The organism is Paraburkholderia sp. BGA-UO-ETr-F12 (genome assembly GCF_059567945.1).
In genome coordinates this window covers 189549-214655 of the sequence record NZ_JCAQOZ010000051.1, presented here as the reverse complement: position 1 = coordinate 214655, position 25107 = coordinate 189549, and the positions used below count along the sequence as shown (strand labels likewise).

Annotated in this window: 28 protein-coding genes; 18 read left to right on the top strand and 10 right to left on the bottom strand. The window is 62.8% G+C overall.

Features of this window, described 5'->3' with window-relative positions; all coding sequences use genetic code 11:
* The first annotated feature begins 45 nt into the window (after nt 1-45).
* Together AC57B6_RS23005 and AC57B6_RS23000 are read left to right on the top strand one after the other, a co-directional pair.
* A complete protein-coding gene (locus AC57B6_RS23005) occupies nt 46-615 on the top strand; it encodes a chromate transporter (protein WP_496422162.1) in 570 nt (189 codons plus the stop codon).
* Nucleotides 612-1142, top strand: coding sequence for a chromate transporter (locus AC57B6_RS23000; RefSeq protein WP_028196165.1), 531 nt, complete (start codon nt 612-614; stop codon nt 1140-1142). The genes AC57B6_RS23005 and AC57B6_RS23000 overlap by 4 nt, the downstream gene beginning before the upstream one ends.
* A 61-nt stretch (nt 1143-1203) precedes the next feature.
* On the opposite strand, the gene AC57B6_RS22995 is transcribed toward AC57B6_RS23000, so the two are convergent.
* Nucleotides 1204-2730 (bottom strand): AMP nucleosidase, encoded by a 1527-nt coding sequence (locus AC57B6_RS22995; protein ID WP_030102181.1) that lies wholly within the window; start codon nt 2728-2730, stop codon nt 1204-1206.
* A 200-nt stretch (nt 2731-2930) separates the two neighbouring features.
* Between AC57B6_RS22995 and AC57B6_RS22990 the strand changes: the two genes are divergently transcribed.
* From AC57B6_RS22990 to AC57B6_RS22965, 6 genes are all read left to right on the top strand, one after another.
* Nucleotides 2931-3326 (top strand): hypothetical protein, encoded by a 396-nt coding sequence (locus AC57B6_RS22990; protein WP_028196163.1) that lies wholly within the window; start codon nt 2931-2933, stop codon nt 3324-3326.
* Between the two features lie 159 nt (nt 3327-3485).
* Nucleotides 3486-4481, top strand: a complete 996-nt coding sequence (locus tag AC57B6_RS22985; RefSeq protein WP_496422161.1) for a homoserine kinase — start codon at nt 3486-3488, stop codon at nt 4479-4481.
* A complete protein-coding gene (locus tag AC57B6_RS22980) occupies nt 4472-5278 on the top strand; it encodes a BPSS1780 family membrane protein (RefSeq protein WP_144192938.1) in 807 nt (268 codons plus the stop codon). Before AC57B6_RS22985 ends, AC57B6_RS22980 begins: the two co-directional genes overlap by 10 nt.
* A gap of 170 nt (nt 5279-5448) precedes the next feature.
* Nucleotides 5449-5901: a MarR family winged helix-turn-helix transcriptional regulator gene (locus AC57B6_RS22975; protein ID WP_028196160.1), complete on the top strand. Its 453-nt coding sequence runs from the start codon at nt 5449-5451 to the stop codon at nt 5899-5901.
* Between the two features lie 172 nt (nt 5902-6073).
* Nucleotides 6074-6493, top strand: coding sequence for an organic hydroperoxide resistance protein (locus AC57B6_RS22970; RefSeq protein ID WP_030102183.1), 420 nt, complete (start codon nt 6074-6076; stop codon nt 6491-6493).
* Between the two features lie 267 nt (nt 6494-6760).
* Nucleotides 6761-8260 carry a cryptochrome/photolyase family protein gene (locus tag AC57B6_RS22965; protein ID WP_496422160.1) on the top strand — a complete coding sequence of 500 codons (1500 nt, stop codon included), beginning with the start codon at nt 6761-6763 and terminating at the stop codon, nt 8258-8260.
* 152 nt (nt 8261-8412) lie between these two features.
* Here AC57B6_RS22965 and AC57B6_RS22960 read toward each other — a convergent pair whose 3' ends face one another.
* Together AC57B6_RS22960 and AC57B6_RS22955 are read right to left on the bottom strand one after the other, a co-directional pair.
* Complete coding sequence (locus AC57B6_RS22960) at nt 8413-8589, bottom strand: DUF3563 family protein (RefSeq protein WP_081833034.1); 177 nt, start codon at nt 8587-8589, stop codon at nt 8413-8415.
* A 107-nt stretch (nt 8590-8696) separates the two neighbouring features.
* Nucleotides 8697-9893 carry an extracellular catalytic domain type 1 short-chain-length polyhydroxyalkanoate depolymerase gene (locus AC57B6_RS22955; RefSeq protein ID WP_178370504.1) on the bottom strand — a complete coding sequence of 399 codons (1197 nt, stop codon included), beginning with the start codon at nt 9891-9893 and terminating at the stop codon, nt 8697-8699.
* A 357-nt stretch (nt 9894-10250) separates the two neighbouring features.
* Here AC57B6_RS22955 and AC57B6_RS22950 point away from each other — a divergent pair, with 357 nt between their 5' ends.
* The 4 genes from AC57B6_RS22950 to AC57B6_RS22935 all read left to right on the top strand — a co-directional run bounded on the left by AC57B6_RS22950 (nt 10251) and on the right by AC57B6_RS22935 (nt 13289).
* Nucleotides 10251-10952 carry a phosphatase PAP2 family protein gene (locus tag AC57B6_RS22950; RefSeq protein WP_183797011.1) on the top strand — a complete coding sequence of 234 codons (702 nt, stop codon included), beginning with the start codon at nt 10251-10253 and terminating at the stop codon, nt 10950-10952.
* Between the two features lie 169 nt (nt 10953-11121).
* Complete coding sequence (gene modA, locus AC57B6_RS22945) at nt 11122-11895, top strand: molybdate ABC transporter substrate-binding protein (RefSeq protein ID WP_496422159.1); 774 nt, start codon at nt 11122-11124, stop codon at nt 11893-11895.
* A gap of 16 nt (nt 11896-11911) precedes the next feature.
* Entirely contained in the window at nt 11912-12586 is a 675-nt protein-coding gene (gene modB, locus AC57B6_RS22940; RefSeq protein ID WP_496422158.1) for a molybdate ABC transporter permease subunit, read from the top strand.
* A gap of 1 nt (nt 12587) precedes the next feature.
* Nucleotides 12588-13289, top strand: a complete 702-nt coding sequence (locus AC57B6_RS22935) for a sulfate/molybdate ABC transporter ATP-binding protein (RefSeq protein ID WP_216751784.1) — start codon at nt 12588-12590, stop codon at nt 13287-13289.
* A 42-nt stretch (nt 13290-13331) separates the two neighbouring features.
* Here the strand turns inward: AC57B6_RS22935 and AC57B6_RS22930 are convergent, their stop codons facing one another.
* Both AC57B6_RS22930 and AC57B6_RS22925 read right to left on the bottom strand, forming a co-directional pair.
* Entirely contained in the window at nt 13332-14168 is an 837-nt protein-coding gene (locus AC57B6_RS22930) for a TOBE domain-containing protein (protein ID WP_144192932.1), read from the bottom strand.
* 111 nt (nt 14169-14279) lie between these two features.
* Nucleotides 14280-14663, bottom strand: a complete 384-nt coding sequence (locus AC57B6_RS22925) for a tautomerase family protein (RefSeq protein WP_028196151.1) — start codon at nt 14661-14663, stop codon at nt 14280-14282.
* Nucleotides 14664-14763: 100 nt separating this feature from the next.
* On the opposite strand from AC57B6_RS22925, the gene AC57B6_RS22920 reads away from it, so the two are divergent.
* The 3 genes from AC57B6_RS22920 to AC57B6_RS22910 all read left to right on the top strand — a co-directional run bounded on the left by AC57B6_RS22920 (nt 14764) and on the right by AC57B6_RS22910 (nt 17271).
* The gene (locus tag AC57B6_RS22920; RefSeq protein WP_496422157.1) at nt 14764-15615 is read left to right on the top strand and encodes a LysR family transcriptional regulator; all 852 of its coding nucleotides are present in this window, start codon (nt 14764-14766) and stop codon (nt 15613-15615) included.
* 296 nt (nt 15616-15911) lie between these two features.
* A complete protein-coding gene (locus AC57B6_RS22915; protein ID WP_496422156.1) occupies nt 15912-16313 on the top strand; it encodes a DUF2442 domain-containing protein in 402 nt (133 codons plus the stop codon).
* A gap of 34 nt (nt 16314-16347) precedes the next feature.
* A complete protein-coding gene (locus AC57B6_RS22910) occupies nt 16348-17271 on the top strand; it encodes an HTH-type transcriptional regulator ArgP (protein ID WP_028196148.1) in 924 nt (307 codons plus the stop codon).
* Nucleotides 17272-17283: 12 nt separating this feature from the next.
* On the opposite strand, the gene AC57B6_RS22905 is transcribed toward AC57B6_RS22910, so the two are convergent.
* Entirely contained in the window at nt 17284-17901 is a 618-nt protein-coding gene (locus AC57B6_RS22905; protein ID WP_444514301.1) for a hypothetical protein, read from the bottom strand.
* 112 nt (nt 17902-18013) lie between these two features.
* Here AC57B6_RS22905 and AC57B6_RS22900 point away from each other — a divergent pair, with 112 nt between their 5' ends.
* Both AC57B6_RS22900 and AC57B6_RS22895 read left to right on the top strand, forming a co-directional pair.
* Entirely contained in the window at nt 18014-18451 is a 438-nt protein-coding gene (locus AC57B6_RS22900) for an MbcA/ParS/Xre antitoxin family protein (protein WP_496422155.1), read from the top strand.
* Nucleotides 18448-19149, top strand: coding sequence for an RES family NAD+ phosphorylase (locus tag AC57B6_RS22895; protein ID WP_496422154.1), 702 nt, complete (start codon nt 18448-18450; stop codon nt 19147-19149). The genes AC57B6_RS22900 and AC57B6_RS22895 overlap by 4 nt, the downstream gene beginning before the upstream one ends.
* A 7-nt stretch (nt 19150-19156) precedes the next feature.
* Here the strand turns inward: AC57B6_RS22895 and AC57B6_RS22890 are convergent, their stop codons facing one another.
* From AC57B6_RS22890 to AC57B6_RS22875, 4 genes are all read right to left on the bottom strand, one after another.
* Nucleotides 19157-19894 carry a metallophosphoesterase gene (locus tag AC57B6_RS22890; protein ID WP_028196144.1) on the bottom strand — a complete coding sequence of 246 codons (738 nt, stop codon included), beginning with the start codon at nt 19892-19894 and terminating at the stop codon, nt 19157-19159.
* A gap of 148 nt (nt 19895-20042) precedes the next feature.
* On the bottom strand, nt 20043-21470 hold the full coding sequence (locus tag AC57B6_RS22885; RefSeq protein WP_491562964.1) for a c-type cytochrome: 1428 nt from the start codon (nt 21468-21470) through the stop codon (nt 20043-20045).
* A 19-nt stretch (nt 21471-21489) separates the two neighbouring features.
* Nucleotides 21490-23091, bottom strand: coding sequence for a GMC family oxidoreductase (locus AC57B6_RS22880; RefSeq protein WP_496422153.1), 1602 nt, complete (start codon nt 23089-23091; stop codon nt 21490-21492).
* A 124-nt stretch (nt 23092-23215) separates the two neighbouring features.
* A complete protein-coding gene (locus tag AC57B6_RS22875; protein ID WP_028196141.1) occupies nt 23216-23848 on the bottom strand; it encodes a sugar dehydrogenase complex small subunit in 633 nt (210 codons plus the stop codon).
* A 376-nt stretch (nt 23849-24224) separates the two neighbouring features.
* Between AC57B6_RS22875 and AC57B6_RS22870 the strand changes: the two genes are divergently transcribed.
* The gene (locus tag AC57B6_RS22870) at nt 24225-24890 is read left to right on the top strand and encodes a DUF1345 domain-containing protein (protein WP_030102197.1); all 666 of its coding nucleotides are present in this window, start codon (nt 24225-24227) and stop codon (nt 24888-24890) included.
* Nucleotides 24891-25107: the final 217 nt, after the last annotated feature.

The following is a 25107-nucleotide window of genomic DNA, read 5'->3' as shown; positions in this document are numbered from 1 at the left end:
GGTTCTGGCGCTAACCTCCTGAGCTTGAACTGGAAGCGTAGCGAAATGGATCATGAACTCACCTCGGCCGAGATGGATCTCGCGCCCACGCCCACATTGCGGGAGATTTTTGGCGGCTTTCTCGGCCTCGGGCTGATCTCGTTTGGCGGTGCGCTGCCGCTGGCGCGGCGCGCCCTGGTCGAGCAACGGCGCTGGCTGAGCGGCGCGGAATTCACCGATCTGCTCGGTTTATGCCAATTCTTGCCGGGCGGCAACGTCATCAATCTTTCAGTGGCGATCGGGATGCGCTTTCGCGGTGTGCCAGGGGCGCTGGCGGGTTTGCTCGGCTTGATCGCGGGGCCTTCGCTGGTGGTAATCGGCCTTGGCGTGCTGTACGAACACACGCAAAACGACCCGCACGTTCGCCATCTGTTCGCCGGCCTCGCGGCGGCCGCGTCCGGCCTGCTGATCTCGATGGCCGTGAAGATCCTGCTGCCACTGCGGAATAAACCCATGGCCGCGCTCATCGCAGCGCTCGGGTTCATCGCGATTGCCATCATGCGTCTGCCGCTTCTGCCTACGATGCTGGTGCTCACGCCGCTTAGCATCTACATCGCATCGAGGGCCGCACGATGAACGACACGCTGATTTCTCTTGCCATTATTTTCAGCCAGCTTTCTTTGCTGGCGTTCGGTGGCGGCAATACGATTCTTCCGGAGATGCAGCGTCAGGTCGTGGACGTGCATCACTGGATGCCCGCCAGCGAGTTCAGTGCGCTGTTCGCGCTCGCGCAAGCGGCGCCGGGGCCGAATCTCATGATCGTCACGCTGATCGGCTGGCATGTGGCGGGTTGGGCAGGCATGCTGGTGACTTCAGTGGCGAAGTTCGGGCCGTCTTCGCTCGTCACGATCCTCGCGCTGCACGCGTGGGATCGGTTCAAGGACCGTCCGTGGCGACGTTATGCGCAAGCGGGCCTGGTGCCGGTGACTGCCGGCATCGTCGCGGCGAGCGCCGCGCTGATCGCCGAAGCGTCGAACCCGACGGCGATTGCATGGGCAATCTGCGCGTTTACCGCTGTGCTGGCGCTGAAGACGCGGATTCATCCGCTGTGGCTGCTGGCGGCGGGGAGTTTGATTGGGCTGACGGGGTTTGGGCAGTTCTAAGTCTCGAGGCCAGGGCGAGCAAGCAGATGCTCGTCCCGGCTTCCTCATCCCTTACCGACGCTTACTGAAACGCCACTTCCGCAAAGCTGCGCAACTTCCGGCTATGCAGACGATGCAGCCCATTCATCCGCAACAACTCCATCGCCTTCACACCAATCTGCAGATGCTGATCGACTTGCGCACGATAGAACTGATCGGCCATGCCCGGCAGTTTCAATTCGCCATGCAGAGGCTTGTCCGACACGCATAGCAAGGTGCCGTAAGGCACGCGGAAGCGAAAGCCATTCGCGGCGATCGTCGCGCTTTCCATATCGAGCGCGACCGCGCGGCTTTGCGACAGCCGCTGCACCGGTTCACGATGATCGCGTAGCTCCCAGTTGCGGTTGTCCACGCTCGCCACCGTGCCCGTGCGCATCACACGCTTCAATTCGACGCCATCCAGTTGCGTGACCTGCGCGACCGCGCGTTCCAACGCCACCTGCACTTCAGCCAGCGCGGGAATCGGCACCCACAGCGGCAAATCGTCGTCGAGCACGTGATCTTCGCGCACATAGCCGTGCGCCAGCACGTAGTCGCCCAAGCGCTGCGTATTGCGCAGACCCGCGCAATGTCCGAGCATGATCCACGCATGCGGACGCAGCACGGCGATGTGGTCCGTGATGGTCTTCGCGTTCGACGGCCCGACGCCGATATTGACCATCGTGATGCCGCTGCCATCGGCCCGTTTCAGGTGATACGCGGGCATCTGCGGCAGCCGCGGCGGCGCCGTGCCTTCCTGCGCCTGCTCGCCGAGATTCTCGTTGTACGTGATCACGTCGCCCGGTTCGACGAATGACGTGTATTCGCTGCGATAAGCACGCAATTCCTCTTCGTCGGTATGCGCCATCATCGTGCGGCCGAGTTTGACGAATTCGTCGATATAGAACTGGTAGTTCGTGTACAGCACGTAATTCTGGAAATGCGTGGGCGAGGTCGCCGTGTAATGCTTCAGCCGATGCAGCGAGAAATCCACCCGCGCCGCCGTGAACAGCGCGAGCGGATGCGGCTCGCCCGGCAGCGGTTCATACGTGCCATTGACAATACGGTCGTCGAGCAGCGCGAGGTCCGGTGTATCGAACACGTCGCGCATCAGGAACAGGCGTTCCCGATCCAGATCGCCCTCGAGATGGATGCCTTCGGAAAACGCAAAGTGAATCGGAATCGGCTGTTCGGACACGCCGACTTCGATCTTCACGTGGTGATTCTTCGCCAGCAGGCGCAATTGCTCGCGATAGTAATTGCCGAACAGATCGGGCCGGGTAACGGTCGTCTCGAACACGCCCGGACCCGCGACGAACCCATATGACCGGCGCGAGTCTATATGCGTGTTGACTTCGGTGCGTACCCTGACGAACGGATAGCAGGCCCGCACGCGGCGTTCGAACAGTTCGTTGCGGCGATAGCGCGCGAAGGCGTCGCGCAGGAACGAGGTGTTCGCTTCGTAGATCGCCGACAGGCGCGTGACGGCCTCGGTCGCGTCGTCAAAGGATTCGGTTGGGAAGCTGTTGGCGGGAGTCTGCACCGCGCGTTGATTGGTATCGTTGTTCATCTTCATTCACCTCGATTGATGAGACGACATTACCACGGAACCCGTGATCGCCAAATGACCTCGCGGCGCCTACCATAAATGCCGCGGCGGTGATCGCAAGATTGCGCGCACGCCGCGCGAAAGCGGCGCAAAATAAGGTGATCGCGCCCGGGAGCAAGGCTGGATTTGCTAGAATCGGGGCACCATATTGGAGAATCACCATGAAGCCGTTCCTTCCCGTCGCCGTTGCACTGGCCCTCGCCTTTGGCAACGCCGCGATGGCTGCCCAGCCTGTCGATGACACGCCGCCTCCCGGTACGCCCCAGTCCGCCAATGAACGGGCCGGCCTGCCTGACCTGGCGAAGATCAATCGTCCGGCCGCCGAGGTCAGCTCGAAGGTCGAAATCAACGTCCCGCGCACGCCGAGCTTCTACGAACGCAGCGCTAACGGCACCGAAATCACCGAATACCGCGACAAGGGCAAACCCGTCGAAATCAACGTGCACTCGAATCTCGGCACGCGCTACCAGATGAGCGCGCCGCTCGACTCGTCGCCTACCGTGCGCGACAACGGCCGCGCCAGCACGCGTTTGCCGTCGGTGAACCTGACTTATTGATCGTTGCCCGGGTGGGCGGCCGGCGTAAGCCGCCCCCTGGATCTGTGCGGCCCGCGGGCGTCGCCCCGGGCTTTCAGCCTGCTTGCCGATTTTCAGTACCTCACACCTCGCACTGGCCGCATCGCGCCAGCCCGACTAACCTGACTCGACGTTTCCCGCATGGCTGTCTTCACCGCTGTCACCGAACCCCAACTAGCAGAATGGATGCGTCACTACGATCTCGGCGAAGTCGTCGAGTTTCGCGGCATCCCGTCCGGTATTGAGAACAGCAATTTCTTTCTGACGACGACGCGCGGCGAATACGTCCTCACCATTTTCGAGAAGCTGACGGCCGGACAACTGCCGTTCTATCTCGATCTGATGCGACACCTCGCCGCGCACCGCGTGCCGGTGCCGGACCCCATGCCGCGCGAAGATGGCGCGCTGTTCGGCACATTGCATGGCAAGCCCGCAGCCATCGTGACCAAACTCGAAGGCACGCCGGAGATGGCCCCGCAAGTCGAACACTGCGTCGAAGTCGGGCAAATGCTCGCACGCATGCACCTGGCGGGACGCGATTACGCGCGCTATCAGCCGAATCTGCGCAGCCTGCCGTGGTGGCAGGAAACCGTGCCGACCATCCTGCCGTTCCTCGAGGGCGCGCAGCGCGACTTGCTGTCGTCCGAACTGGCGCATCAGGAGGCGTTCTTCGCGTCAGCGGAGTACGCCCGCTTGCCCGAAGGTCCCTGCCACGCCGACCTGTTCCGCGATAACGCGCTGTTCGCGCATGCAGCGCCGAAAAGCGGCCACGAGGTGCGCCTAGGCGGCTTCTTCGACTTCTATTTCGCCGGCTGCGACAAGTGGCTGTTCGACGTCGCGGTCACCGTCAACGACTGGTGCGTCGACCTCGCCACCGGCAAGCTCGATGAGGCGCGCACCGAGGCCCTGCTGCGCGCGTACCAAACCGTGCGCCCGTTCACCGTCGAAGAAAACCGCCATTGGGGCGATATGCTGCGCGCGGGCGCCTACCGCTTCTGGGTCTCGCGCCTGTATGATTTTCATTTGCCGCGCGCGGCCGAGATGCTCAAGCCGCACGACCCCGGCCATTTCGAGCGCATCCTGCGCGAACGCCTGACCGGCGCTGCTCTTCCAGGCATTCATAGCTCATGCAACTGATCGAAGTCCCCGCGAAAACCGGCTACGTCTGGTTCCGGCAGGGTATCTGGCTGTTCCGCAAGAACCCGCTCGCGTTTCTGACGCTGTTCTTCACCTATCTGCTGGTCATGACGCTGGCCGCGCAGATTCCGGTGATCGGCGGCGTGTTGCCACTGGTCTTCATTCCGGGCGTGGCGGTCGGCTTCATGGCGGCGTGCCGCAACACCATCGCGGGCAAGCCGGTGTTCCCGACCATTCTGGTGGACGGTTTTCACTCGTATGGCCCGGGGGTCGCCAAGCGCCTGCTGCTGCTGGGCTTGCTGTACGTCGTCGCAATGGCGCTGGTGCTGGCCGGCTCGGCGCTTGCCGACGGCGGCATGCTGCTGAAGGTCATGCTCGGCATGGCCACGGTGGATCAGGACGTGGTCGCCAACAGCAATATCCCGCTGGCGGTGCTCACTGCGTTCGCGTTCTACGTACCTGTAGCGATGATTTTCTGGTTCTCACCGATTCTTACCGCGTGGCACGACGTACCCCCCGTCAAGGCGATGTTCTTCAGCGTCGTCAGTTGCTGGCGCAATCGTGGTGCGTTCATTGTGTTCGGCGCACTATGGTTCGCCGTAGCAACCACGGTCTCGTTCGGCCTGACCGCGTTGATGCAGGCACTAGGCGCAGGCGACTTCGCGTTCGCGATCCTGATGCCCGCCACGATGATCGTCATAACCATGCTGTACTGCTCGTTCTACGCGACCTATCGCGGCTGCTTCGGTGTGCAAACGCCCGAAGCACCAGACCTGCCGACCACGCCGGCGGCTTGATTGTCTTTCGAGGGGCGGGCGTTTTCTGACGCCCACCCTCGCCCTCCGGTCCTAAAGGGCGCGGCGCGCCGCTCCAGTGAATCCCCGCCCTACTCGTCAAGTTGCGTCAATTTGCGGCACAATAGTTTGCGCGCAATCGATTTGCACGCTCTTTTCACGCGAGATGCAACATGACCCAGCGCCCTGCTTTGCCCTTCACACTAGACGAGCAACTCTGCTTCGCCCTCTATTCAACCTCGCTTGCGATGACGAAGGCGTACAAGCCGCTGCTCGACAAGCTCAGCCTCACCTATCCGCAATATCTGGCAATGCTGGCGCTCTGGGAAGCCGACGACGTTACGGTCAAGGACCTCGCCGCGCGATTGAATCTCGACTCGGCAACGGTCACACCGCTGCTCAAGCGTCTCGAAGCACAGGGCTACCTGGAACGGGTACGCGGCGTCGAGGATGAGCGGCTCGTCTATATCCGGCTCACCAAAGCGGGCACCGCACTGAAGCGTCAGGCACGCGAAGTGCCGGCGGAAATCTTCTGCGCAACCCAGCAATCACCGGAATTCCTGCTCCGCCTGCGCGACGATCTGACACGTTTGCGCGCTACGCTCAACGATTACATGGACCACTAGCCAGCCTGCCGGAAAAGCATGCTATCGCTACGATGCAAGAATTCATTTGCACACAAATGATTTGTGTACTATCTTTATCACATGCCGCTTCGATAGCACTCCGCCAGAACGGCTGGCAAGCATACAGCGGCAAGCAAGCACACCCTGACAACCCAGATTGAGGAGCAGCACCATGAACATCCTGTACAAGGCAAGCGCAACGAGCACCGGTGGCCGCGATGGCCGTGCAGTGTCGTCGGACAACGCGCTGGACGTGAAACTGGCGGCACCGCGTGAACTGGGCGGTACGGGCGCCGCGGGCACCAACCCGGAACAACTCTTTGCAGCCGGCTATTCGGCATGTTTCCTGAGCGCGATGAAATTCGTTGCCGGCCAGCGCAAGCAGGCTTTGCCGGCTGACACGCAAGTTACGGCAGAAGTGGGAATCGGCCCGAACGACAAAGGCGGTTTCGCGCTTGACATCGATCTGCGCGTCTCGTTGCCGGGCCTCGCTGCTGACGCGGCCCAAGAACTGGTCGACGCAGCGCATCAGGTCTGCCCGTACTCGAACGCTACGCGCAACAACGTCGCGGTGCGCCTGCAGGTCGCGTAAGCCGTGGCCTGAACGGCTCGTTGGTGAATAATTGACCGTGCGCGGCAAAACCGCGCGACGTTGGACAGCGCCCGCACCCGGTAAAACGGGGCCGGGCGCTGCGCCGTTCATGGATGCGGCACGTAAAGTGCGTTATGGGAGTTGGCGATCACTTACCATCGCCGATCCTATGGATAATTGTCCGGATCCGTCATATCGCCGCCTGGCAATTTGTCATTGCGCAGGCCGATGCTCGATCCCCAGCCATTCACCCTGTCCACAATTCCGATGACACGCGTCCGACGCCTGAGCAATACCTTCGATACCGGCCTGGTCTGGTTTCGCCGTGACCTGCGCAACACGGACAACGCCGCGCTCTACTACGCGCTCAAGCATTGCGAGCGCGTGTGGTGCGTGTTCGTATTCGACACGACAATCCTGCAACCGCTGATCGACGCCTGGCAAACCCGACATCCGGGCACGCAAGCGCAGGACCGCCGCATCGAGTTCATCCTTGCTGCATTGGGCGAACTGGACGACGCGCTGCGCGCCAAGGGCGGCGGCCTCGTCGTGCTGTACGGCGATCCGGCCGATCTCGTACCCAGGCTTGCCGACGAACTCAAGGTCGACGCGGTATTCGCGAATCACGATTACGAACCAGTCGCAATCGAGCGTGATGAAACGGTGCGGGGGCGGCTCGCCGAAGCTGGACGGCAATGGCTGACGTTCAAGGATCAGGTGATTTTTGAGCGTGAGGAGGTGCTAACGGGCCAGAACAAACCATTCACGGTGTTCACACCGTACAAGAACGCATGGCTCAAGCAACTGACGGCCTTCGATTTGAAGCCGTATCCGGTAGAAAGCTACGCGAACCATCTGGCCACCCTACCGCCGGGGCTGGACCGCGCGTTACCGACGCTCGATCAACTCGGCTTCGCACCGAGCAATCTCGCGGAACTCAGCTTGCCCACCGGAATGAGCGGCGCGCAACATCTGCTCGACGACTTCATGACCCGCATCGACAGCTATCAGGACCGGCGCGACTTTCCCGCCGTCAAAGGACCAAGCTATCTGTCGATGCACCTGCGTTTCGGTACGGTCTCGATCCGCACGCTCGCACGGTTCGCGCACGAAAGCTCACTGCAGCCCGACGGGCAAGGCTCAGCCACATGGCTTTCGGAGCTGATCTGGCGGGATTTTTACTTCATGATCCTCGCGCATCATCCGAAGCTGGCAGCCGGCGCGTCATTCAAGGAAGAATACGAGCGGCTGCGCTGGGAGCATGGACGGGCAGCGGACGAAGCATTTGCCGCATGGTGTGACGGCCGTACCGGCTATCCGTTAGTCGACGCCGCCATGCAGCAGCTCAACCGCACGGGGTACATGCACAACCGCCTGCGAATGGTGACGGCGAGCTTTCTGGTAAAGGATCTGGGCATCGACTGGCGGCTCGGCGAGCGCTATTTCGCCGAACAATTGAACGACTTCGATTTCGCGGCGAATAACGGGGGCTGGCAATGGGCGGCGTCGACGGGATGCGATGCGCAACCGTATTTCCGGATTTTCAACCCGATCACGCAGTCCGAAAAATTCGATGCGGATGGCCGCTTCATCAAGCGCTACTTACCGCAGCTTGCGAAACTCCCAGCCAAATGGATTCACGCGCCATGGCTGGCAGGTGCGGAACGGCTAGCGGAGTTCGGCGTGATATTGGGCAAGGATTACCCTGCACCGATCGTCGATCATGCCGAGGCACGACAACGCACACTTGCCCGTTTCGGCAAGTAAGTGCCCACTAACGTGGTTAGCTCGAAAATGTCTGGAGGACACTGAGCGAGGCGTTTTTGCTGTCGCCGTGCTTATAACGACTCGACAGTGGGGGCGCCTGACCCCAAACACCGGCGTTCTTCACTACACGCCGATGCTCAAACCCGCGCAGCTTAGTGCTGGCTCATCCACGACGGATGACGTGTGGTCGCCTCACGGTCCAGCTTGCGCATACGGAATTCCAGATCGTACAGATCGGTTGCTTCTGCGAGGAAGGCATCAGCGCGTTCTTTCGCGAGTTGATCGGGCGATTTGGTCAGAAACAGAAACAGGCGGCTAAGCAGATACATGGTCAACCTCGACAATGAATTTAGGCGTTAACGCCTAAGGGATAACCCGTATTATAGGGAAAACCCTAGTAGCGCGCCAATACTCATTTCGAAGTGTTGCTCCAACCTCACCGCGCGTTCGCCGAAGCTTCCGTGGCGGTGCTTTCAGCGATACGGCCAGTCCCTGTGCGCCGCTGATGCCTGAAGAATTCCCACACCATGGCGCTCGCGTCCGGACCTTTGGCGGAATGGAACGGTACGGCGTCGTCGCCACCGCTCCACGCGTGCGCGAGCCCTTGCACACGGCACAGCCGTACCACACGCCGACCGCCGCGCAGATAGTCGCGCATCACCACGCCCCCTTTGCGCTCTTCCTTGACTTCGCCGGCTTTGCGCGCGCCTTTCTCGTCGACGATCCGGTTCAGGCGAAGAAATTGCACCGCCAACTGCTCCGCATTGACTGGTGCGACTACATGGTCGGTGTCGCCGTGGAGAATGATGGCCGGCATGCCGGGATACTCAGCGACGTTGACGAGTTCATCGACGAGTTCGGCCGGCTCACGGCGGGCGCCGCGCCGCATCACGTCCATCGCCGTAATACCCGAGCGTGCCTCCCCGAAAGCGGGGCCGGAATGTAGTGCGACCGCAGCGAAATGCTCCGGATAATTGACGGCCAGAAGCGCTGCCAGGCCGGCGCCCGCAGAGATGCCGGCAACATACACGCGCTCGCTGTCGAAGCCATGCTGGGCAACCAGCGCATCCACCAGCGAGACGACGGCACGCGCCTCGGCGCCGCCCGCGCTATCGCCGGCGTCGTACCAATGCCAGCAGCGATGCGCATGCACGTGCTTCGACTGTTCCGGATAAACCACCGCAAAGCCGTAGCGGTCCGCCAGTACATTCATCCGCGTGCCTTCCGCGAATTCGTCGATCGACTGGGTGCAGCCGTGCAGCATCACGACCAGCGGCATGGAGTCGTGCGCATGGCCGGACGGGATATACAAACCGTACTGAAGATGGTTGACGAGCCGCCCAGGCGCGGCGGGCGCCGAATGAAACGAGCGCGTCCACGCGCCGCTCGCCCATGCCGAAGCACGCGGGCGAACCCGCGACTCCCGCGGCGCGGCGCGCGGCGCTTCGCGTTTCGCGGATGCACGCAGCGCGGCCACCGGCTTGGCAGGACGAACCTTAGCTGATGGTTTGCTGGTGGCGGCGCGGGTCGGCCGTGCGGTAGCGCGCTTGGTCGTTGCGTGGGCGTGCTCGGTTTGAATAGCGAGCAGCCGCTTGAGACCGCGCAGCCAGATTTTCGATAGACTTTTTGCCATCGGCGGGTAACCTCGCAAAAAGGGACAGGTGCCGTTCGATAGAACGACGCTTTGTTGTGCAATGCACAATAACACCAATCCTCATGCGATGCTGGCGGTCAGAACCACTGTCGAACACCGATTTTTCCGCGCGGCGAACCTTGCAGCCGCAACATCGTCAAACCTCTGCAAGCCTTGTTCGCCAGCCAACGTCCCGTGACAAAAAGCCTGACGCGCGGCAAGCCTGCTCCGAAGCACCCGTCTATACTGGCTGGTAATTAATTTCGGAACACGCCTTCGCGGCGTCGGCGATTTACGCCGTTCGCGCGTTAAATCCATTACCAACCGATTCTACGCGGCCTTGGTCGCTCCTTTGCCATGCCCGATTTACCTGTCCACCTGTGGTACTCGATCACCAGCCTCGGCAGCGCCGGCATGACGCTGCCGCTCGCGTTCGCCATCGCGCTTTGGCTGGCAGTCGGCTACACGTGGCGCATGGCTGTTGGCTGGTTGCTGCTGCTTGGCGCGGCCATCGGCGTTGTGACGGTGACCAAGCTGGCCTTTCTCGGCTGGGGTGTCGGCATACGCGAACTGGATTTCACCGGCGTCAGCGGTCATGCCATGCTGTCTACCGCCGTCTATCCGGTCGCGCTATTCCTGATGCTGCTGCCGGCTCGGCCGGCCATTCGCCTGCTTGGCGTCGTGTTCGGCCTGGCCGCGGGCGTCGCGGTCGGCTTGTCGCGCGTCGTGCTGAGCGCCCATTCGCCGTCTGAAGCAGTCACCGGCTGCCTGGTCGGCGCACTGGCGGCGCTGGTCTTTGTGCGCATGGCGTGGAATCTCGAGCCGGGCCGGTTGTCGGCGTGGCCCGTCACCGCGTCTCTGATGGTCCTCGCGGTACTGATGCACGGCGTGCACGTGCCGACGCAGCGCTGGGTCACGCACATCGCGCTGAAGGTGTCGGGTCACGACCGGCCGTTCATCCGCGCCAAATGGCGGTCCTTGCGCGACGTACGCCCGGGCACGGCGCCGCTGTCGCAAACCCTCAACACGCTTACGCTGCCGCACTCGTCCGACGTCTGAAGCACATCCGGCCGGGCGACCGACCGGCAATGAAGCCCACGCTCACCGACCCGCGCTGCCACTTCATGCGCGCAATTGAATAATCGTCATGGGTACCGCTATAACCTTACGTATATTACGATAGCGTTTTAACCCATCGCTCCGGCCTGCGCCGGACATCCAGACCTTCATGACATTGTCCCGCCGCCTTGTGAAACATGCGCTGTTCATTGCCAGCGCCGTCTCCGTTGCCGTCAGCGCCAACGCGCGTGCCGACGAGCTGGTGGTCTCGGCCGCCGCGAGCCTGACCAACGCGTTCAAAGCAGTGAGCGAGGTGTTCGAACAGCAGCATCCCGGCACCAAGGTCCTGCTGAACTTCGGCGCGTCCGACGTCCTGATGCAGCAAATCGTCAAGGGCGCACCGGCCGACGTGTTCGCCTCCGCCGACCAGAAAGCGATGGACAAAGCCGCGGCGGAAAAAGTGATCGTTCCGGCCACGCGCAAGGATTTCGCCGCCAATTCGCTGGTCCTGATCGTGCCGACCGATAGCCATTTTGCGCCTGCCTCCCTGAACGAGCTGACGTCGGCAAATGTGAAGCGGGTGGCTTATGGCGATCCGGCTTCGGTGCCGGTTGGCCGCTACACGCAAGGCGCGCTGCAGGCCGCGGGCGTGTGGGACGCAGTCAGCGCGAAGGCCGTGCTGGCATCGAACGTACGCCAGAGCCTGGATTATGTGTCGCGTGGCGAAGTCGACGCCGGCTTCGTGTTCAGTACCGACGCCGCGGTCATGCCGGACAAGGTCAAGGTCGCGCTGAACGTGCCGACGCAAACGCCGATCACCTATCCGATCGCGCAGGTCGAAGGCAGCCGTCATGCTGCCGACGCGCAGGCCTTCATGAACTTCGTGCTCTCGCCGGCCGGCCGGGCCGTGCTCGCGAAGTACGGCTTCAAACCCGCGCACTAACTCAGGTACCGCACTCATGCAACAGGCCTGGATTCCGCTCCTGCTGTCCCTGAAAGTGGCGGGCTGGGCCACCGCGCTCAATCTGGTGTTCGGCGTCGCGGCCGGTTTCGGTTTGTCGCGCTGGCGCTCAGGTGCGCGCGACGTGATCGACTCGTTGCTCATGCTCCCGCTCGTGATGCCACCCACCGTGCTTGGTTACTACCTGCTCGTCATGCTCGGCCGGCGCGGCGTGATCGGCGGGTGGCTCGACCGTTTCGATATCCAGTTGGTGTTCACGTGGCAGGGTGCGGTCATCGCGTCGACGGTGGTGGCGTTTCCGCTCGTGCTGAAATCGGCCCGCGCCGCCTTCGAAGCGGTCGATCCGCAGCTCGAACGGGCCGCGCGCACACTCGGCGTCAGCGAGACGGCGATCTTTTTTCGTGTGACGCTGCCGCTCGCCGCGCGCGGCATTCTCGCCGGCGGATTGCTGGCGTTTGCGCGGGCGCTCGGCGAATTCGGCGCGACGCTGATGATCGCGGGCAACTTGCCGGGGCGCACGCAGACACTTTCGGTGGCGGTCTATTCAGCCGTGCAGGCCGGCGACGACAGCACCGCCAATTTCCTCGTGCTCGTGACTTCGGTGACGTGTGTCGTAATCCTGTTGCTCGCGGGGCGTCTGGTGCCGCAGCACACGCTTTTGACGTCCCGCTGATATGCCGCTTGCTGTCGACATCCGCAAGACCTTCCAGAGCGCCGAGCGCCGTTTCACGCTCGATGTCGCATTCAGGACGACCACGCAGCGCGTCGTGCTGTTCGGGCCGTCCGGCGCCGGAAAGAGCCTGACGCTACAGGCTATCGCCGGCTTGCTGCGTCCCGACGAAGGGTCGATCACACTACATGGCAACGCGCTATTTGACAGCGCGCGCGGCGTCGATCAGAAACCGCAGGCGCGCAAGATCGCCTATCTGTTTCAGGACTACGCGCTATTTCCGCATCTGAATGTGCGGCAAAACATCGGCTTCGGCTTGCAGCAGGGTTGGCTCAATCCGCGCGCGCGATTCTCGCATCCACAAGTGGATTACTGGCTCGAAGCGCTCGAATTGAAAAGCGTGGCCGGCAATCATCCTGCGCAGCTTTCGGGAGGACAGAAGCAGCGCGTAGCACTAGCGCGGGCACTGGTCGCGCAGCCTCAGTTGCTGCTGCTCGACGAGCCGTTTTCCGCGCTCGATAGCGCGCTGCGTCAGCGCATGCGCAGCGAGTTGTCGGACCTGCAAACGCGGCTCGATATCCCGATGGTGTTGATCACGCACGATCCCGACGACGTCGCCGCCTTCGGCGATCAGGTCGTACAGGTCAGCGATGGCTGCGTGCGCGAGAATCAGACGTTCGCGGGCTACGTACGCAGTGAGTCTTGAGCATAGGGCGCGCCCTTTCCGCGCCCTGCGCCCCAGGCTCACTCAGTCTTTCACGCCCAGAATCACACTCGACGCCTTGAATGCCGCAACCGCGATGCCGCCTTCCACAAGCTTGAGCGTGTCGACGCTTTCGTTCGTGACGACCGCGATAATCACCGTGCCGCCGTCCAGCACCAACGACACCTCCGCGTTGATCGCCCCGCGCTTCACGCTCTGCACGGTGCCGCGCAACTGATTGCGCGCGGACAGTTGCAGCGGCGCGCCGTTGTCGTTCTCCACCAGCAGCACGACCCACGATGCCTTGATCAACGCGAACGCCGGCGCGCCCGTAACAAGCCCCAGCGTCTCGGTACTTTCATGCGTGAGCACGGCCACAATCGTGTGGCCGCCTGGCAGCGCCAGCGACACTTCGTCGTTGACCGAGCCGCGCGTGATCGCCGATACCGTTCCATAGAGCTGATTACGCGCGCTCGTTCTGACGCCGATGCGGCCGATCAGATCCCACTCGGTCGCAAAGCCCTCAATAGCCGCGCCCGCCCTTTCGAGAAAACGCCGATGCTCGCGCTCGACCGCGCGAAACGTGTCGATCAGTTTCACCGCGCGCGGCGTGAGCGTCGTACCGCCACCACCCTTACCGCCGGTGGAGCGCACGACGAGTGGCTCGCCAGCGAGGTTGTTCATCGTGTCGATGGCATCCCACGCGCCTTTGTAGCTCATGCCGATGGCTTTCGCCGCGCTGGTGATTGAACCGGTCTCGCCGATCGCCGCAAGCAGCGCGATTCGCGCCGCGCCGCCGAGCGTTTGCGCGCCCGCCTGAAACCAGATGGAGCCACCGAGTTCAAGGGATTCGTGAGGCGGATCGATGCGGTGGGATGTCATGGCGGCGGGTTCGTTGTGCGAGGAAAGGACAGCGAACCATTATAGCGACGCGGTACCCTCCGGCGGCGGCGCATCAGGTTCGTCACGCCGCCTGTCGCGCCCGCCGCTCACTCAGAGCGCGTACTGCGCAATCCCATTTCCGAACGACCAGTTTTCCTTCAGCACTTCGACGAGATTGATGAACACATCCTCTCGCCGCAGCCCCGGCGACTCCGCCAGTTCATCCGCCATGCGTTGGTACAGCGCCTTCTTTTGTTCGAGCGTACGCGTGTTGTTCAACGTGATCTGAATGATCACAAGATCGTCGCTGCGTTCGACGTTCAGATACTGCTTGTCGTAGACAAAATTGCCGGCGTCGTGCTCGGTGATCAGCATGAAGATGTCGTCTTTCGGCACATTGAAGGTGTCGACCAGCGAACGCTGAATGCTGTCCGTCAGCGCCTTCCGGTATTGCGCCGGCTTGCCGGCGCGCAATGCGATTCGTGTGAGCGGCATGGTGAAACTCCTTGCTTGCTGTGATGGGGTAAACACAGCTTAGGCGCGCTCATTCATAATAAACAGACATCACTGGCTATTTCATCTATATTCAATTGAAATGAAAGTCCTCGATCTCGATGCGGTGCGTGCCTTCGTGCTGGTCGCCGCCCTGCATAGCTTCACACGGGCCGCCGATGCGCTCGACACCACGCAATCGGCCGTCAGCCTGAAGCTCAAGCGGCTGGAGGCCCACCTCGGCAAGCAGTTGCTCGCGCGCACGCCGCGCGTGGTGCGTCTCTCCGCGGATGGCAACGCGTTCCTTGGCGCGGCTCGCGATCTGCTGAGCGCGCATGAGCGGGCGCTCGGTTCCTTGTCGGTGGAGCGCCGGCGGCTCACGTTGGGGCTGAGCGAGCATGTCGCGGGACCGAATTTGCCGCAGTTGCTGGCGCGGCTCAATGCGCACGATCCGGGCTTGGTGGTCGAGTTGCATCTGGGCACGTCGGCGGCGCTAGTCGCGCAATTCGACGAGCGCCGCCTCGACGCGGTGATCGTTCGCTATGGCGCCGACGAGCCTCCGCGTGACGACGCGCAGGTGCTGTTCAGCGAGCCGCTCGGCTGGCTCGCCACGCCGGAATGGCTGCCGCGTACTGGCGAGCCGTTGGCGTTAGCGCTGCTGAGTCCGCCATGCAACGTGCGCGAAGTCGCGCTGCACGCGCTGAACAAGGCGGGGCTGGCGTGGCAGGAAGTGTTCGTCGGCGGCGGCGTGGCGGCGGTCGGCGCCGCGCTCTCGGCCGGCCTCGCCGTGTCGCCGCTGGCGCGTAGAGTCGCGCCGCGAGGCCTGGTCGATGTGGGTCTGCGGCTAGGGCTGCCGCAGTTGCCGGAATCGCGCGTGACGCTGCATTCGCGGGTGCGGGACAAGCGGTCGATGGAGACGTTGCGGTTGGTGACGAACGGCCTGGCCAGCGGTTGAGGCATTCGGACGCGCTTTCATAAAAACCCAAGCGGCTACGGTATATAATCGTTGCCACACCCATCCTTGCCCGGATCGACGGGCTGATCGTGGTTATCTACCCTCACGATCACGCGCCGCCTCATGTTCATGTTCTCGGTCCGGATGGTGAGATTATCTTTATCTTGAATTTTCCCAACGGCCCGGTTTCCATCCGCGATGGCCCGAGGGTATTCAGAACGCGAAGCGCGCCGGCTGGCAAAACGCATTACCGAAATGGTGCCGTTCCTGTGCTCCGCATGGAAAGGAATCCACTCATGAATCGCAGCGATGAATGGCGGCTTGCGCGGGAGCGCGGCGCTGAAACCGCGAGGCGTCCCGCCGCGCGCAGCGCATCTTATCAGCCGCGCACGAAACGGCTCGAAATCACCTTGACCAACGACATTTCGCTGTTAGTGCCCGTCGCCTATATTGAGGGGCTGCACAATGCGTCGGCTGTCGATTTGCGCTCGATCGACATTTTCGGTCTCGGCTCGGCGCTCGTTTTTCCGGCGCTTGATGTGGTCGTGTCGGTGCATGGTCTGATCGACGGTGTGTTCGGCTCAAAAGCATGGATGCGCGATATTGGCCGTACTGGCGGCAGCGTGAAATCCGAGGCGAAATCGGCGGCTGCGCGCGAGAACGGGAAGAAAGGCGGCCGGCCGCGAAAGGCTGCATGAGGGTTATCACCGCTTATCACCGCAAAGGCACTTAGTGGACCTCGACCCCCGACAAACCACCGCGGTGCGCGCGGTCATCGAAACCGGCAGTTTCGAGCAGGCCGCCGCGCGCCTGAACATCACGTCGTCGGCGGTATCGCAGCGTGTGCGGGCGCTCGAAACACGCCTCGGCAGTCCGCTGATCGTGCGCACCCGCCCGTGCCGCGCAACGCAGATGGGCCAGCGCCTATTGCAGTATTTGCGTCGCGCCGCCCTGCTCGAAGACGACTTTGCCAGCGATCTGGCAGGCGCCAATGAAGCGCTGCTGAACGTCGCCGCGGCCGTCAACGCGGATACGCTCTCCACGTGGTTTTTCCCCGCGCTCGCCGAGATCCTTCTGCGGGAAAACGTCCTGCTGGATCTGACCGTCGACGATCAGGATCACACCTACGCGCTGCTCGCCTCCGGTCTCGCGATCGGCTGCATTACGACCGAACCGGCTCCCATGCGCGGTTGTTTCGCGGAACGGCTCGGCGCGATGCGCTACCGGCTGGTGGCGTCGCCTGCGTTCGTCGAGCGCTGGTTTCCGAATGGCTTGACGCGCGAAAGCGCGCGGCGCGCGCCGGTCATCCTGTCCTCACGCAAGGACGCGTTGCAGGCGCGCTTTCTCGAGACACGCTTCGGTCTGCCGCCGGAGGCTTATCCGTGCCATTACGTGCCGGCACCGGTGCCGCGCTACATGGCAATCCAGCGTGGCCTGGCGTACGGCATGGTGCCCGAACTGGAATTCGGCGACGCGGTGGAGCGCGGCGAACTGGTCGATCTTGCGCCGAAGCAACCCACCGACGTCGAGTTGTACTGGCATGCCTGGAAGGTCCAGTCGCCACGGCTCGAAACGCTCTCGGCGCGCATCGTCGAACTCGGCCGCGCCGCGCTTGGGCCGCCGGGGGCAAAGACCAAACGCAAACGCGCCGCCTGAACCGGCGATTGGTTAGTGAAGGATCGGTGGCAACGAACCGCTGCTGGCGGTCGCGGGATTAGTGTTTGAGCCTGCGGGACTTGCGGTGACGTTCGCGGCAGCGGGGCCCGGCGCTCCGTTTACGGCCTTGGCCGGTGCGCTCATTGAGGCCGAAGCACCGGTTTTCGCCGTCACCTTGACCGCGTGAGTAGGTGCTGCATGGCCTTGAATCAGGTTGGCGCGCATGACCCTGCCTTGGCCCGGTTTCCCCGGTTTCGCCTGAGCGATTTTTGCGTGCGGCTTTTTACCCTGCGCGATCACGGCTGTTTTCGACTTAGGCTTGCCCGCGCCCTTGAGCGCGCCGCCGTGGCCAACATTCTTGCTGGCGACCTTCTTTACGTCGCCATGCACGCCGCTCTTCGACGCCGACGCAGCCCGTTGCGCGCCATGCTGAGCGCTCGCCGCGTGCGTCAAACCCGTCTTTGCGCCGGCGACCGGCTTGACCTTGGTGGCACCTGCCGCTTTCTTTGCGTGCTTCGCCGCGTGCCCGGTCGCCTCGGGCGGGTTCCACACTTCCGCATAACCAGCGGCCATTGCCGCACCCGACACACACCACACTGCAACTGCTGTTGCTACTGCACGAACCCACATCTCCTGCTTCTCCTGATCTTCGGCCTCATAACGAGCCGGGATTATATTCTCTTGCAAAAATCCATTTTTAGACTAATATCAATCACAAGTACAGATAAGGACTCACTCAGTCATGGCTCACGCTGCCCGCGCCACGCAACCCGAACTGCCGATTCGTCGGCCTGCTTCGGAACCCACGCTTACCGAAATGTCGGCGGCAGGCTTGCGCGCGTTCTTCAATATCGCGCGGGACTGGGATTTGAGCGCCGAAGAGCAGATCGTCCTGCTCGGCTCGCCGGGCCGCTCCACCTATTTCAAATGGAAATCCGCCCCGCAAACGGCTCGTCTGGGGCGCGACACGCTGGAACGCCTGTCGCTGCTGCTAGGCATCTATAAGTCGCTACAAATCCTGCTGCCGCAACCCGGCGTTGCCGATACCTGGGTCAAGCGCCCCAACAGCGCCCCGCCGTTCGGCGGCCGCCGTGCGCTCGACCGCATGCTGGCCGGCAACATCAGCGACCTCGTGGCCGTGCGCCAGTATCTCGACGCAATGCGAGGCGGCTGGGCGTGACAAAACCGCTTTGGCAGGACCGCTGGCGCAGCGCGCCGCTCGACTGGTCGCCCGCGTATCGCGTGATTCCCACGCGCTTTCCGGCCGTCAATCTGTTCGATCGGGTCGCCTCGCCCGAAGACTTCGACGCGCTCTATGCGCTCGAAGCAATGACCAACGACCGCTTGCGCACCGAAGTCGGCGAACTCGATCTCGTGCCCCGCGAAGAGCGCCGTTTCGGCTCGGGATACGGTCCGATCATGGCCGCGCTGACGCACCTGAATCCACTCGGCAGCCGCTTCTCTGACGGCACGTATGGCGTGTTCTACTGCGCCCGCTCACGGGCCACGGCAATCGCCGAGACGCGCTATCACACAGGGAAGTTTCTGGAGGCAACCGCGGAGCCGCCCATGCGCCAGCAGATGCGCCTCTACACCGTGGTGGCGCAAGGCAACGTGGTCGATATCCGCGGCGACGCGTCGCTCGATCCGGCGGTGCTGTCGCCCGACGATTACGTCGCCGGGCAATCGCTAGGCCGCGCCGTACGCGAGGCCGGCGCGCCGGGCATTGTGTATCCGTCGGTGCGGGATGACGAAGGCGAATGCCTCGCCGCGTTCAGAACCACGCTGCTGCGCGATTGCCATCACGCGGCGTATCTGGAATACAACTGGAACGGCACCACCGTCGATATCGTGTTCGAACTCAATCAGGTGGGTTGAGCGGCCATCAGGGCAGGGCCAACGCCGCCGCGCCGCTCTCCCGTGCCGCCTCGACCGAGATCGACCAGCGCCGTAGCGCCAGCGGCTCCACAATCGTCAGCTTGCCGCCGGGCCCGAAAGCGCCCGTGTCGATAAACACCTGCGAGCCGATCTGCTGGATGTCGCGTACAGGCGTATGGCCGCAATAGGTCAGCGAAAGGCCACGCTGACGCTGCGGATCGCCATTGCCCACGGCCAGATCGCGCCCCCACAGCAATTGCTGGCGCGTTTCATCGGAATAATTCCCGGCGTCGAGTTCAGCGTCCGTGCCGAAGAATTCGGCATGCAGAATATTGAAGCGCTCCTTACCGCTGCCCACCACTCGCACGAGCGGCAGCGTCCGCAGACGTTCGGCATACTGCTGCAAGCGTTCGTCGGGGACATTCGCGGCCCACGTCCCGCCGATTCCATACCACCACTGCCGCCGCATGCGTCCATCGACAACCGCGCACAAGGTGTCTTCGTGATTGCCGAGCACCGCATAAAACCACGGCTTGTCGAGCAGGGCTAGCGCCTGCTCGGAATGTTCGCCGCGGTCCACCAGGTCGCCGACCGAAAACAGCCGGTCGCGCGCCGGGTCGAACGCGATGTCGCGCAGCAGATAGCGCAATGCATCGACGCAGCCATGCAAATCGCCTACGACAAAGTCGCGGCCGCTTGAATTGGTCAAATGATGCTGGACGGGATTGACGGGTACGGAAGCCATGCGTTCATGATAGATCGGCATGCGCAAATGCGTATGCGCGCTCCCTATCTTTTCCTGGCGTGCCAAAGCACCGGGATCACGTAGAAACGACGCAAAAATGGCGCGTCTCCGGCATAACTTACCGGGAAACGCGCCATTGACGCAGTCGTTATTGCTGAGTGCGCAACCTGGCCACCTGATCCACCGTCACCGTGGACTGCGGATTGCCGAACTGTTTGGTCACGTAGTTGGTGATCGCCGCCACCTGATCGTCGGTGAGCTCGGTGCCGAAGGCGGGCATCAGCACATCGGCCTGTTTCGTCGTACGAGTCACGCCGTGCAGAATCACCATCGCCAGATTGTTGGCGTCGCTCGCGCCGACCGCCGAGTTGTGAATCAACGAGGGGTACGCCCCCGGCGCGCTTGCGCCGATGCCCTGACCCGTCCAGTTATGGCAGGTCGCGCAATTGGCGATGAACAGCTGCGCGCCGTTCACCGCATTGACCGTGGTGCCGCGCAACGTGGTGACGTCGTCGGCGGCGGGATTGCCCCACTGGTCGCGCGGACGGGATTCTCCGCCGCTGATCGGCGGCAGCGAACGCAGATACTTGACGATTGAGCCGACGTCCTCTTGCGTCAGGTATTGCGTGCTGTCGGTCACCACTTCGGCCATCGGGCCGGCCGCATTGGCGCGGCCCGGCGCCGCCCCGGTCGACAGATACGCGGCCAGTTCGTCATCGCTCCAGTTGCCCACGCCGCTGTTCTTATCGGGTGTGATGTTGTACGCGTGCCAGCCAGCCTGGACCGCGCCGGAGAAACGCGAACTCGTCTTCAAGCCCTGCATGAAATTGCGCGGCGTATGGCACTCCTCGCAATGCGCGAGTCCCTCGACCAGATACGCGCCGCGATTCCACTCGGCGCTTTGCTTCGGATCGGGAACAAAGCGGCCCTCGTTGAAATTGAACAGATTCCAGAACACCATCAGCCAGCGCTGGTTGAAGGGGAATTTCAGGGTATTGCCCGGCGGCGCGTAATGGATCGGCGTCAGTGTCTTCAGATACGCGCGAATCGCCATCACGTCCTGATCGGTGACCTTGGTGTACTCCACGTACGGAAACGCCGGATACAACCGCTCGCCGCCCTTGCCGATACCTTCGTGCATCGCGCGCAGAAAATCGGCGTCGCTCCATTGGCCGATACCGGTGTCCGGATCCGGCGTGATGTTGGGCGTCACGATCGTGCCGACCGGCGTGTTGATCGGCAGGCCGCCCGCAAACGGGCGTGATTTGTCCGCTGTGTGACACGCGACGCAATCGCCGACGCGCGCAAGGTACTCGCCGCGCTTCACGAGATCGCCGCCGGCCACCGCCGCCGGCGTACCCGCCGCATTGGACGGTTGCGAGGCATCGTCCGCGTGAGCCTGCGTGATCGGCAGTTCATCGTTATGCCGTTCGCCCGGCCCACGTGCTTCGTGCCACGCAACGTACAGCGCGAATAGCGCAAAAATGGCCGCCAGCGTCGCCACCCGCAAACGGCGACGACGTATGCTCTGAACAGGCAGATCGGCCGGCTGCACGCGAGAGGTGTTCTTCATCATGTTGGCTCTCCGTTCAGGCTCAGATTTCACGCTTGAGCTTGTCCGCCAGTTTCAGCGACAAGGCCGCGATCGTCAGCGTGCAATTCACGGAGGCTGCAGTGGGCATCACGCCGCTGCTGGCAATGAACAGATTCGAGTGATCGTGCGTGCGGCAATCCACGTCGACGACCGAATCCCCGGGATCGCTGCCCATGATGGTGGTACCCATGATGTGATTGTTCGGCGCGAATGTATCGTCGAACGAGACCTCGGCGCCGCCGAACAGCGCGGCGATCTGCGCGTAAAGCTCATGCGTGTTCGCCGCGCTCTTCTTCACGTAGTCGTTGATCGAGTAGTAGATCTCGGGTTGCGCAATGCCCAGCGCGTCCTTGTGATCCGCCGATGGCACCACGCGGTTCTGCGGCTCAGGGAGATGCTCGTGAAAACTGTTGATGTTCAGCGTGCGAGCCGCGCGATCGCGAATCTGGCGGTCGAGCTCGGCGCCCGTCACACCCTTTTTCAGCAGGTCGGCGGTCACACCCATGGTCGGCACGCCATTCGACGGATGCAGCTTCTTCGCCGCGTAATCGGAGCGGAACGCGCCGTCGCGGAAGTTGACGATCGAGGTCATTTCCATCGGCCCGCGCCCTGGCCACAGCGGTTCGTTGGCGAGGAAGGTGACGCCCGTGCCCGGATGATCCATCAGGTTACGGCCCACCTGGTCGGAGCTGTTGCCGATACCGTGCGGGAATTTGTCGGAGGTCGACATCAGCATCAGCTTCGGCGTTTCGATGCCGTTTGCGGCGAGCACGAACAGCTTGCCGGTCACGCGCGTGCTGTTGCCGTTCGGGTCCTTGTAGTGGACAGCCGTAATGAGCCCTTTGTTGTCCGCTTCGACGCGGTACACAACCGCCTCGGCAATCAGCTTCGCACCGGCCTGCTCGGCCTTCTCGGCATGCACCACGCCGTTGTACATCGCCGCGATCGGGCAGATCGGCATGCAGTTGTTGTTGCCGCAGCAGGTGGGCCGCGCATCGTAGGGACGGCTGTTGCGCGCGACCGGCTCGGGCACCACCTTGAAGCCCTGCGCGTTGAGCACGTCGCTAAAGCGCTGATCCATGTACGACAGCGGCAGTTGGCTCATCGGATAGGGTTGCGAGCGCGGCGAACCGAGATCGATCGTGCTGTCCGGGCCGGAAACACCCAGTTGCACTTCGGCCGCCTGGTACCACGGCTCCAGGGTCTCATACGGATAAGGCCAGTCACGTCCCACGCCATACAGCGTGTGCAACCTGAAGTCCGCCGGCAACAGCCTCCAGGCAGCGGCCGCCCAGTGCCACGTCGTGCCGCCGACCAGCCGCACATACTGTGAGTTGTACGGATAGTCGCCCTTCTGGATCAGGTAATGGTTGGCCGGCGAGTACTCGGGATGCGGCGCGTAAGGCGTGGAGGGATAGGGCGTCGCGAAGTCGGACTTGGCCGGCGAGTTGCGGAAGTTCTCGACGATCTGCCAGCGCGGAATTCGCGGCCCGGCCTCGAGCAGAATCACCGATGCACCGGCCAGCGCCATCTGATGTGCAACCAGCCCACCTGCCACGCCCGATCCGACTACGACGATGTCGGCGGAATTTGAGTTTGCCATTGTTGCCCTCTTATCCTGGCTTATCGTTGCTTGCTGATCCCACGTGCCGGCGTTTCGTCGAACGGCTCAGTCAGGCGATCCGGCGCTACGACAATCGACACGGCACGCGCGAGAGGAACGTCGTTCAGGTGCTCACCGGTTTCTGCGTCCAATAGAACGGCACGTCGCGGCAATAGGACGGAATTGTCAGCACGTCCTTGACCGGTTCGAACATCAGCGCTTTTTCATAAGCGACCACGTCGACATGCGGCATGTCACCCACAAGACCGAGATACCACGCACGCATGATCGCGCTGACGGACTTGGCGAGCGCGGGCTGATCGGCCGCCAGTGCCTGCGTGACGGTGTCGGACGGCACCCCGCCGTGGCCTTGCAGCCACGTGTTGAGCGCGGCGACGTTCTGCGCGAACTGGCTGTCGGATTTCGCAAGCGCGTCATAGACCCGCTTGCCGAGCACGGCGTCGAAACCCGTGCGGCCGGTGAGACGCTGCGAGAGCGCGAGGAAAGCGTCGAGCCCGCCGCCGGCGGGCGCGTCGGCAAACGCCGGGGCGACCCACGAGAACGAACGGCCCGCGCCGGCAAACGCGAGCGCCGCGGCAGCGGCACACGCGCCCAGCACCCACGCCCGGCGCGAGGCTGAAAACGAACGCGAAACTTGAAGCGGAGGCGACTGCGAGGACGATGAAGTAGACGACGGGAACCGGGCCAAATGCGTCACTTCGTGGTGCGCATCTTTGTTCTCGGAAGCATCTGTCATGGGGACTCCAGATGGTGAGTCGATCGTGAGTCATTCTCAACGGGCAACGCCGCCGTAATGTGGCATGGCGCGAAAAGCGCCCGCGCGTTACCTCGATTTCTCTACCCCAAAAAATCTGGCCTGGCGCCGCTTAAGCGGTCTCGTGAGACTGCATGATGCCGATGCGAAGCGCATTACGTTGTGTTGATGAAAGGCTTCTGCCCGGCCTGGGCGCACGGTATGCAAGGCGACAGGCGTGCCGCCTGCCAATCGCCTTTCAATCAGACCCCGTACGCTGGACCACTGCAAAAGACTATAGCCTGTGATTCACCGATTCGACAAATGGCGCTCGAAGCGCGAGTAGAATTCGCGACACAGTCGGCCTTCCCTTGATCACATGTCCATAAAATACTATCCACAGGTTCTTCGCAATCGACCACGTATGCTGGTCGGCCTCGCCGTCGGCCTCGTGGTCGCACTGCTGCTGCTCCCCAAACACGCAAGCCCGATGGCGCGCACCTTGGCCGGCTGGGATGCCGCGGTATGGAGCTATCTCGTGCTGATCTGGATGCACATGGCTATGGCCGACGAAGGCCGGGTCCGCGAGTTCGCACGGCGCGACGATGAAAACGCCGGCGTGGTGCTGGTCGTGATCTGCGCAGCCACGATCGCCAGTATTGTTGCGATCGTGCTCGAACTTGCCTCGGTGAAGGGCACGGCCGGCGCCTCGACGCTTTGGCACTATCTTCTGACCGGGCTCACGTTGTTCGGTGCATGGTTCCTGATTCCGACCATTTTCACGATGCACTACGCGCGGCTGTACTACGACCTGGATACGACGGAAACCGCGCTGCTGTTTCCCGACCACCAGCTCCAGCCGAACTATTGGGACTTTCTGTATTTCTCGTTCACCATCGCGGTGGCCTCGCAAACCTCGGATGTCGTGCTGCGCTCGCGATCGATCCGCCGCGCGGCACTCGCGCAGTCAATCCTGTCGTTCTACTTCAACGTCGCCGTGCTCGGCTTGTGCGTGAACATCGCAGCGGGCCTGCTCGGTTCGTAGCCGTGTAAAACCCGGACGACGCCCGCCCGTTTTACACGCGGGCCGCCCGCGCCCGCGGGCAACTTCGCCCCGGGGCCACTCCGCGCCCCTTCCTGCCGGGCGCGCATCCCCCACCTTTTCGCTTCGATCCATCCGGTCTAAAAACGCACTGGCACAACGTTTGCTGCGTCTTGCGAATAGTTCTGGCCGCTCGCGCGCTCTTGAAGCCTGGCGTCAA